This is a genomic window from Actinomyces sp. MRS3W, assembly GCF_032465695.1.
Lineage (GTDB): Bacteria > Actinomycetota > Actinomycetes > Actinomycetales > Actinomycetaceae > Actinomyces.
Genome location: NZ_JAWDJJ010000045.1, coordinates 1 through 7309 on the forward strand (window position 1 = coordinate 1; position 7309 = coordinate 7309).

The 7309-nt window shown below is 69.9% G+C and carries 7 protein-coding genes; 1 reads left to right on the top strand and 6 read right to left on the bottom strand.

Translation table 11 applies throughout. The annotated features are described in order from the left end of the window. Positions 1–97: 97 nt before the first annotated feature. Positions 98–1030 carry a helix-turn-helix transcriptional regulator gene (locus RWX45_RS01285; RefSeq protein WP_316021982.1) on the top strand — a complete coding sequence of 311 codons (933 nt, stop codon included), beginning with the start codon at positions 98–100 and terminating at the stop codon, positions 1028–1030. Between the two features lie 117 nt (positions 1031–1147). Here RWX45_RS01285 and RWX45_RS01290 read toward each other — a convergent pair whose 3' ends face one another. The 6 genes from RWX45_RS01290 to RWX45_RS01315 all read right to left on the bottom strand — a co-directional run bounded on the left by RWX45_RS01290 (position 1148) and on the right by RWX45_RS01315 (position 7000). Beyond that, positions 1148–2341: a DNA polymerase III subunit delta' gene (locus RWX45_RS01290; RefSeq protein ID WP_316021983.1), complete on the bottom strand. Its 1194-nt coding sequence runs from the start codon at positions 2339–2341 to the stop codon at positions 1148–1150. Continuing rightward, on the bottom strand, positions 2338–3135 hold the full coding sequence (tmk, locus tag RWX45_RS01295) for a dTMP kinase (RefSeq protein WP_316021984.1): 798 nt from the start codon (positions 3133–3135) through the stop codon (positions 2338–2340). The genes RWX45_RS01290 and tmk overlap by 4 nt, the downstream gene beginning before the upstream one ends. A 215-nt stretch (positions 3136–3350) precedes the next feature. Continuing rightward, complete coding sequence (locus RWX45_RS01300; protein WP_316021985.1) at positions 3351–4619, bottom strand: OmpA family protein; 1269 nt, start codon at positions 4617–4619, stop codon at positions 3351–3353. A gap of 113 nt (positions 4620–4732) precedes the next feature. Next, positions 4733–5680 carry a HAMP domain-containing sensor histidine kinase gene (locus RWX45_RS01305; RefSeq protein ID WP_316021986.1) on the bottom strand — a complete coding sequence of 316 codons (948 nt, stop codon included), beginning with the start codon at positions 5678–5680 and terminating at the stop codon, positions 4733–4735. Beyond that, complete coding sequence (locus tag RWX45_RS01310; protein WP_316021987.1) at positions 5677–6411, bottom strand: response regulator transcription factor; 735 nt, start codon at positions 6409–6411, stop codon at positions 5677–5679. Before RWX45_RS01310 ends, RWX45_RS01305 begins: the two co-directional genes overlap by 4 nt. A gap of 4 nt (positions 6412–6415) precedes the next feature. After that, on the bottom strand, positions 6416–7000 hold the full coding sequence (locus RWX45_RS01315; RefSeq protein ID WP_316021988.1) for a DUF3060 domain-containing protein: 585 nt from the start codon (positions 6998–7000) through the stop codon (positions 6416–6418). Positions 7001–7309 lie beyond the last annotated feature (309 nt).

Genomic DNA, 7309 nt, shown 5'->3' on the forward strand with positions numbered 1-7309 from the left:
GTGTGGCGTCGTCTGACAGGGGCCGTCTGGCAGAGACCGTCTGACAGGGTCTGGGCGGGCCTCCCGCGGCGTCTCCGGACCACCTACCCTGGTGGTCATGAGCGATCTGCCCTCCCCCGCTTCCGCGGATGCCCGCGCGGAGTTCAAGGACTTCCTCACCACCAGGCGCGCCAAGGTGACGCCGCAGATGGTGGGGCTTCCCGTCGTCGCCGGGCACCGTCGCGTGCCCGGCCTGCGGCGCGAGGAGGTCGCCATGCTCGCCGGAGTCAGCGTGGACTACTACACGCGCCTGGAACGGGGCAACGCGGCCGGCGCCTCCGATGAGGTGCTTGAGGCACTCGCCTCCGCGCTGCTTCTGAGCGATGCCGAGCGGCAGCACCTGGTCGACCTGGCCCGCTCCCTCACCCCAACAGGGCGGATACGACGTCGGCGCACGCGCTCGCGCAACTGCGTCCTGCGCCCGGGCACCCAGTGGATCCTGGATGCGATGACGACCCCCGCCGCGGTACGCGACGGCTCCGGCACCTACGTCGCTGCCAACGCCATGGCGCGGGCGCTGTACTCCCCCATGTTCGTCGACCCGATCCCCGAGGTCGCCGCGGAGCATCCGAATATGGCGCGGTTCCTCTTCCTGGACCCGCGCGCACGCCAGTTCTTCCCCAACTGGCAGGAGGGGGCGGAGGATCTGGTGTCCATGCTGCGTCTGGACGCCGGGGCGAATCCCGCCGATCCCTGTCTCCAAGCACTCATCGGCGAGCTGTCCACGCGCAGCCGGGACTTCGCCGACCTGTGGGCGCGCCACGACGTGCGCTACGTGTGCCGTGGGGAGAAAGTGGTCAATCACCCGGTCGTTGGCCGGATTCACCTGTCCTACGAGCCGGCCGGGATGGAAACCGCCCCGGGAATGACCATGCTCCTGTACGGCGTCGAGCCCGGCAGCGCGAGCGAGGACGCCCTGCGCCTGCTGTCCTCCTGGGCCGCCACCGAGTTCGCCGAGGCCCCCTCCTCGCACCCGGCTCAGCAGCGGTAGCCCAGCTCGTCTCCCACCCCGCGCGAAACACGACCCCGGGGTGCGAAATACGACCTTGGGGTACGTTTCACGACCACCCCGGGGTCGTGTTTTGTACCCCAAGGTCGTAAAACGCTCCTACGCCTGGGGGCGCAGCTGCACCATGAGGGACTCCACCGCCAGCAGCGGCGCGGCGTTGGATCGCAACCGGTTGCGGCACTCCTCAATGGCGCTGATGCGGGCGAGCGAGAGCTGCGGGCGGGTGGAGCGCGCCACCTGCTCCACCGCATCGGCAAGGTCGATGTTGACCTGCTCAACGTCGCTGCCCAGCTGAAGCGCCAGCACGTCCCGGTAGAAGGACAGCAAATCGATCATGGCGCGATCCAGGACGTCGGTGCGGGCCCGTCGCGCACGTCGCTTCTGATCCTCCTCGAGCTGACGCACCTGGGCGCGCAGCGACGGCGGTACCCGGCCGCCCTCCTCCAGACCCAGCGCACGCAGCAGGGCGGCCTTCTCGGCCGCGTCACGTTCGGTGGTGGCCTCTTTGGCCTCCGTCTCGGCCGCCTCCACCAAGTCATTCGCCGCCAGGACGGCGTCGCCCACGGATCGCAATGAGATGGGTGCCAGCAGCAGGCGCCGCCGGCGTTCCCATGCGCCGGGATCAACGGCCAGGTGGCGGGCGAGCCCGATATGGGACTGGCTGGCGCGGGCGGCGCGGGCGGCCAGCTCGGGGTCGGCACCGTCGCGGCGCACCAGCAGCTCGGCAACGGCGTCAGCGGGCGGGATGCGCAACGTCACCAACCGGCAGCGCGAGCGAATGGTGGGCAGCACGTCGTCCGCGGACGGCGTGCACAGAATCCACACCGTCTGCGGCGGCGGCTCCTCAATCGACTTCAGCAGCACGTTCGTGGTGCGCTCGGCCATGCGGTCGGCGTCCTCCACCAAGATGACCCGCCAGCGACCGCTCCAGGGGCGGCGCTGCGCCTCACCGATGAGGCCCTTGACCTCCTCCATGGTGATGAGCAGCTTCTCGGTGGCCAGGCGCACCACGTCGGGATGGGCGCCGCTCATGACGTCGCGGCAGGCCTTGCACTGACCGCACCCGGATTCGGGGCCCGTGCATTGCAGGGCGGCGGCGAAGGCGCGTGCGGCGACGGAGCGTCCGGAGCCGGGCGGGCCGGTGACCAGCCAGGCGTGGGTCATGGCGGAGGAGTCGGCCACGCCCGGTTCCTGCGGCGATGCCTCCACCGTCACGTTGCGGGCGGCCGCGGCGGCCGACTGGAAGGTGGCGACCACTTGGTCCTGCCCGACGACGTCGTCCCAGACGCTCATTGCTCCGACTCCCGGCCGCCGCCGTGGCCGCGCTGCCGACGGCTGTCCCGCGAGCGCACGGCGGTGCGAAAGGCCCCCAGGGGGCGCACCGGCTCGGCTCGGCCGGAATCCGCCTCGACGTGAAGGCCGGCCCCCCGCTCGGCGATGAGACGCTCGACCAGACCGGTGACCTCGGCCGCCACGTCGGCGACCGGCTGATCGGCGTCGACGACCTTGATGCGCTCGGGTTCTGCCCCGGCCAAGGCGCGGAACTCCTCGCGCAACGCCACGTGGAAAGCGTCCGGTTCACGTTCCAGCCGATCCCGGCTGCCCCGTGCACCGGCACGGCTCCGGGCCAGGTCGGCGTCGGCGTCCAGCAGGATGGTGAGGTCGGGTAGCAGCCCACCCGTGGCCCAGAGGGACAGCTCGCGCACCTCCTGCGGGCCGAGTTCGCGCGCGGCGCCCTGGTAGGCAACCGAGGAGTCGAGATAGCGGTCGGAGATGACGATCGCGCCGGCCGCGAGCGCGGGCCGCACCACGGTGGTCACGTGATGGGCGCGGTCGGCGGCGTACAACAGGGCCTCGGCGCGCGGACTCACCTCGCCCCCGTGCAGCAGCAGCGCACGGATCTGAGCGCCCAGCTCGGTGCCGCCGGGCTCGCGGGTGCGCCGGTAAGTGATCCGAGCGGCCGCCAGCAGCGTGCTGAGCAGCTCGATCTGAGTGGTCTTGCCGACGCCATCGCCCCCCTCGAAGGAGATGAACAGGCCGGGGTAGGCGCGCGCGGACGCCGACGGGGCGGGGACGGACAAGTTCACGGCGACAGCGTAGCGGTCACCGTGGCCACTCGCCCGCCGGCGCCCCCACTCACCGAAACCGGCACTAATAACATGCCGAAACCGGCACTAATGACGTACCGAAACCGGCACTAATAACGTGCCGAGATCGACACAAATGACGTACCCCCACCGAACTCCGGCCGCCAACGACGCGACCGCGCCCGCACCATGCCAACAGCACGCCGCCGCGGGCCTCAGAAGGCCGGGACGTAGATCTCCACGCGGCGGTTGAGCTGGCGGCCGGCCGGGTTGTCTGAGCCGTCCGCGTTCTCATTGGGGGCTACCGGCCGCGTCTCACCGAAGCCCTCGGCCTCAAGCTGCGCCGTCGTCCCATCCGCCACCAGGGCATCGAGCACCGCCTGGGCCCGCTGCTCGGACAGGGTCTGGTTGAAGGCCTCATCCGAAATCGAGTCGGTGTGACCGTAAACGTAGGCGGTCGGGGCATTCGCCTCATTGAGCAGCCCGGCAAGCTCCTCCAGAGTGGTGGCGGCTTCGGTGCGAACCTGCGCGGAGCCGAAGTCGAACAGCACCCCGTCCTCCAGGGTGATGACCGTCCCGCAGGACTCGACCGGCTGGGCCGCGTCAATGCTCGGGAAGGAACCGACATTCGCCACCGGCGCCAACGGGTCGGCGTCCACGGTGACGGTCTGCCCACCCAGACTGACCAGTGCAGAGCCCTCACCGTCGTTGACGATGCTGAGTCCGGAGTCGGCGTCGCTGTAGGTGCCACTGCCCTCGCCGTCATTGGTGATGCTGACGCTCGTTGTGGAGTAGGTGCCGGTGCCGTCCCCACCGATGACAATCGACTCCCCCGTGGCGGAGTTCTCGTAGGTGCCCGAGCCGTCCCCGTCGACGACAACGCTCAGGGTCCCGTCCGTGTAGGTGCCGGAGCCATCACCGGCGACGACGATGTTCGTCGTGCCGTCGGTGTACGTGCCCGAGCCGTCACCGTTGTTAACAATGCTCACGGTGCCGTCCTCGTACACGCCGGCGCCCTCACCGTCGTTGATGACGGTGGAATCGCCGTCGGACGTCACCACGGAGCCGTCCCCGCCGACGACGGTGGTCCCGCCGGCGAGGATCCCCGCCTCATCGCAGCGCGCCGGTGACACGGTGATGCCCGGCCGGGATGTGAGATCCCCAGTCAGATCCGGGGTGAGGCTGCCGGTGGAGGCGGTCAGCAGGCCAAGGTCGGGCAATGCGAACAGCGGGATCGGCGGAATCTCGCCGACCTGGTAGCCGGGCACAGCCAGTTCGGAGTCGGACTGAGTGGCCGAGGCACTCGCCTCAGCGGTCTGCGCCGCGGTCGCCGACGTCGTGGAGGACTGCGCCGTGGCGGGCTCCGAGGACGCCGCCGAGGTGGAATCGGTGCCGGAGCAGCCAGCAAGGGCCAGGGCCAGGGCGGTGGCCGCCGCGCATGCAGCCGGGATGCGCGGGATGGACGAGAGTGGGAGCCGGGTCATGGGGATGAGTCCTTATCTGTTGCGGGCTGTTGAGGGTGTTGGGGTGGCTGTTGAGGCCGGTTGAAATCGGTTGACGGAGGTGACGTGTTGCTTTGGGCGGTCAAGGGGGCTGTTCATTCACGGTGCGGATGCTCGGCGGGAGGCGGACCGGTCACCGGGAGCGTCAGCCATATGCGCGTGCCGACACCCTGGCGGGAGGCCATGGACACGGCCCCGCCGTGCCGCTCAACGATCGTGCGCACCAACGCCAGCCCGAGCCCGGAGCCGGGCCGGTCGCGGGCATTGCTCGCCCGCCCGAGCTCACGGAAGACCAGGTCAGCCTCCGCCTCGGGCACACCGATACCGGTGTCGGCGACTTCAATGGTCACCGCGCCGTTCTCCTCCCGGCCGCGCACCTCGATAACGCCCCCTGACGGGGTGTACTTCGCGGCGTTGGCGATGACGTTGTAAACGGCCGAATACAGCAGATCGCCGTCGCCACGCACTCGCGGCAGCGGCCAGGGCACGCTGGGCAGGTCCAGGCGCATCCGCACCGGCGCCCCGCGCCCGGCGGCCTCCTCGACGACGGCGTCCACGGCATCCTGCACGGTTTCAGCCACGTCGACCTCCTCAAGCTCAAGCGGGGCGGTCTCCAACTCGGCGAGCTTGCGCAGGTCAGTGAGCAGCCGGCCCATCCGCTGAGACTGGCCGTCGATGACCTCCAGGTTGGCGCGCACAGCATCGGAGGCGGGCTGCCGCGAGGCGTCGGCGACGGCGGCGCGCACCGCCGTCAGCGGGTTCTTGAGTTCATGGTCCAGACGGCGCAGGAATTGGCGGTGACGATCGCGCGCCTCCTCCTGCACAGCCTCGCGCAGGCGTCGTCGGGACTCCTGCCGACGTCGAAGGGCGAGAACGACTAGGACGCTCACCGCGAGTATCCCGGCACCGGCCGCGGCCACGACCACCGGAATGGGGGTGGACACCATGAGCGTCAGGTCGCCCCAGTAGAGGTGGGCCAGGGCCGTGAGCGCCGCCACCACCGCAAGAGCAGCACCCCACCGGAGCCAGGGACGCCGGCTCATGCGCGCACCTCGGCGCGGAACCGGTAGCCGCCCTGAGGCACGGTCTCAATGAAGGTCGGGGCCGCGGCGTCGTCGCCGAGCGCACGCCGAAGCTCGCGAATACGGTGGTCGACGGCGCGCGTGGAAGAGGCGAAGTCGATGCCCCACAGGGCCGACAGCAGCGCCTCACGGGTGTGCAACTCACCAGGGTGGCTCATGAGGTAGTCGAGCAGCGTCACGGCCTTGGGGGTAAGCGCAAGCTCCCGCCCGGCGAGCGTGACGCGGCGTCCGGCCCGGTCCAGGCTCAGCTGGCCGGACACCAGCCTGGTGGCCGCGGTCAGGGGTTGTCCCGTCCCCAGCGTGCGGCGCAGGACGGCGCGGATGCGGGAGGCCAGTTCGGCGGGGTCGAAAGGCTTGGACAGGTAGTCGTCGGCGCCGTCGTCCAGGGCGGAGACCCGCTCGTAGGAGGCATCGACCTGGGTGAGCAGAATGATCGGCGTCCACGCGCCGTCGGCCCGCACCCGCCGCACGAGCTCGCGCCCGTCCATGCGGGGCATGAGCACGTCGCTCACCACAATGTCGATGTCGTAGGCGTCCAGGAGGTCGAGGGCCTCCACTCCGTCGCTGGCGAGCATGACCCGGTATCCGCTCCGCTCCAGGTAGGGCCCGAGAGAGGCGCGGATGGGGGCCTCGTCGTCGACGAGGAGGACGGTTGCGATGGGCGCAGTGGGGGCGGGTGCGGACCTGGGCATGGCGTCAGTTCGTGAGTTGCTCGACGGTGTTGTCGGCGCCGGCATCCTGAACCGACGGACTGCCGTCGAGGTAATAGACGGTCACGTCCGAACCGAGGATCTGCACCTGGTTGACCTGGCGGACGTACACGGTCACGTCCGAGGCCGCGATGTTGAGGTTGTCCACCCTCTCCGCGGCGACAACCACCTCCGAGCCCGCTACGGACAGGCTGTCCAGCTCGCCAACGAGGTTGTACGTCCCGCCCGCGTCCTCAATCGCATAGCTGCCGGAGACCGTCTGCTGCGTCCCGTTCGCCATGGCGTCAAGCCAACCCTGGTCGGTGATGTCAGTCGCGCCCGACGACGCCTCGGCGTCATCGGCGTCGTCGGCGGCCGAATCGTCCGCCTGCGCAGCGTCGGTGTCGTCGGCGTCAGCATCGGCCGCCTCGGCGTCATCGGCCGCTTGCGTAGTCGCATCCACAGCGGCAGCGCTGCTGTCTGTGTTGGTCGCGCCCTGGTCGGAGCTGCCGACGTTGATCGAGCAGGCGGCCAGCGAGGCGCCCACGGCCAGGACGGCGGCGGGGATAAGGAGCTTGCGAGGGACGTGCATGACAGTTCCTTTTGAGGTTCAACAAATCGTGTACCGAAAGGTTACCTGTCCGTACATTCCCGGGCTGTCGCTGCGCTGTCGCAATCCTGCGATCCCGCCCACGCTGCACACCGCGCCCCGCCACCTACGCACCCACCCCTCTTCACCGAAACCGGCACTAATAACATGCCGAAACCGGCACAAGTGACGTGCCGATCCGGCGGGGTGGTGTCAGGGAGTGCTGGCGGGCGTGCTGACGGTTCGGCACTAGAGCTGACGGTTCGTACCTTCGGGTGGACGCTTCGGCACGTAACCCGACGGTTCGACACC